The organism is Camelimonas fluminis, assembly GCF_014656355.1.
Taxonomy (GTDB): domain Bacteria; phylum Pseudomonadota; class Alphaproteobacteria; order Rhizobiales; family Beijerinckiaceae; genus Camelimonas; species Camelimonas fluminis.
In genome coordinates, this window is sequence record NZ_BNCG01000095.1 from 1 (window position 1) to 1,768 (window position 1,768).

Annotated in this window: 3 protein-coding genes; all 3 read right to left on the reverse strand. The window is 59.8% G+C overall.

The features are described 5' to 3' along the window. Window positions 1-627: YihY/virulence factor BrkB family protein (locus IE243_RS22320; RefSeq protein WP_191321493.1), on the reverse strand; the 627-nt coding region annotated here is incomplete at its 3' end. A gap of 23 nt (window positions 628-650) precedes the next feature. Then, complete coding sequence (locus tag IE243_RS22325) at window positions 651-1,019, reverse strand: PRC-barrel domain-containing protein (RefSeq protein ID WP_191321417.1); 369 nt, start codon at window positions 1,017-1,019, stop codon at window positions 651-653. 166 nt (window positions 1,020-1,185) lie between these two features. Next, window positions 1,186-1,764, reverse strand: a complete 579-nt coding sequence (locus IE243_RS23315) for a hypothetical protein (RefSeq protein ID WP_244643321.1) — start codon at window positions 1,762-1,764, stop codon at window positions 1,186-1,188. Between the last annotated feature and the right edge of the window lie 4 nt (window positions 1,765-1,768).

The window sequence follows — 1,768 nt, forward strand, 5'->3', positions numbered from 1 at the left end:
TAGAATAGCAACGACCGCGAACAGGATCACGCCAACGGTAAAGATCATCGAAACCAGGTTTAGACGAAAGAAGCCCCGCTTTTCGTCCTCTCCATAGGCCACGTTCAGGGCGTCGAACAGCGCCTTCATACCTGCGTTTGCACTCCAGAACGCTAGCGCGAGCCCGATGACCAGGGACAGGCCAAGGTCCTGACTGCCCGCCGATGCGATGCGCTCCATCTGGTCACGGATAAAGCTGTAGGCCTGCGCTGGAAGAATGCTCCCTAACAGCCCGAGGTGTTCCATGACCGTATCAGGCGCGGCCACAAGCCCATACAGGCCGATGAACGCTGTCATCGCCGGGAATGTGGCCAGGAGACCGTAAAACGTCACGCCAGCCGAGACAGCCATGACCCTGTCGCGCGAAACCTCGCGGTACGTTCGCATGACAATTTCGCGCCACCCGGTTGGGCCAATATCGGTGGGCGCTTCAGCATCCTTGCCATGGGGCGAATTTGGGCCCTTGTCTTGATGTTCTGCCCGCTCTCGAGCAGACGCTTTTGGAGCTGGGCCAAGCAAAATCAGGGCTGATGTGAAGCCAAGAACGAATGCCCCAGCATCCCGAAGCAAGGATCTGAAATGAGCCATGCCCCCTCCCCTGTCCAGGACGCCTACAGACCTGGCTTCACACCATAGTAATCGTAGATCCTGCGGCCTTCCTGTTGTGACCAGTCATGGTCCTCATCGGGCGCATATCTGGGTGCGGTTTCAACCTGCTCCTGCGTAATATCGGTGCGATACCCGTCCAGATTGGGGTCGTAGGTGAGCTTTTCCCACGGAACAGGGAAATGCTCGTGACCAATGCCGAGAAAGCCGCCGAAGCTCATGACCGCGTAAGCGACGCGCCCACTTCGTTTTTCGAGAATCAGGCGCTCAATCTTGCCGACGTAAGCGTCACCAACCCCATACACATCAGTGCCGACCACCTTATCACTGGCGATCAGATCACGAGTTTCGTGGATATCTGGATTGACCTGCATAACAGTGTCCTTTCTGTATGGCTCGCTGAGCTAAGGTCGTGGCCCGGCCTCAGTTTCCGCAGAGACACAGCAAGTGCGGGCCCACCGGCCGGGCTGTCATCTAGCGCTTTTGGTGCTGCCGCAGCGCCACTGCTCGACCGGGCCTGTCCAATCTGGACGCGTCGACCTAGAGGTACCTCCCCCGCTCGTCCCGGACTTGGTCGGCCGTATAGTTTGGAGCATCAGGGTCGAAGCGGGCCCAGCCGGTTTCCCTGTAGGCCGCCTCGCGGGCAGCCAAATCCACTTGCTGGGTTTCACGTAACACCGCTTGCGCCCGGTCGACCAAGGCCGGCTCTACACGAGCTGAAACCAGTGTGCCGCCACGGCGGACTCCTTCGGCATAGACGTTTGCCTCACGCTCTGGGACGCCATCTCCGACCATGGCGCCCACCAGGCCGCCAGCGGCAGCGCCGGTAGCCGCTCCACCTGCAGCACCCAGCGCTGTTGCGGCGAGCCAACCAGCCGCGACGACTGGACCAACACCGGGAATAGCCATCAGGCCAAGGCCAGCGAGGAGTCCTCCAGCACCGCCGACCGCAGCCCCAAGTCCGGCGCCAGTGAGTGCGTCATTCGCAACTTCGTTTCCATCGGGGTCAGAGTACCAATTTTCAGAATTATTGGATACCACTGAAATATCCGATGCTGGGACGCCGACAGACTCAAGTCTTCTTGCAGCGTTCGTCGCCTCGGCGGGAGTGTCGAACAATGCT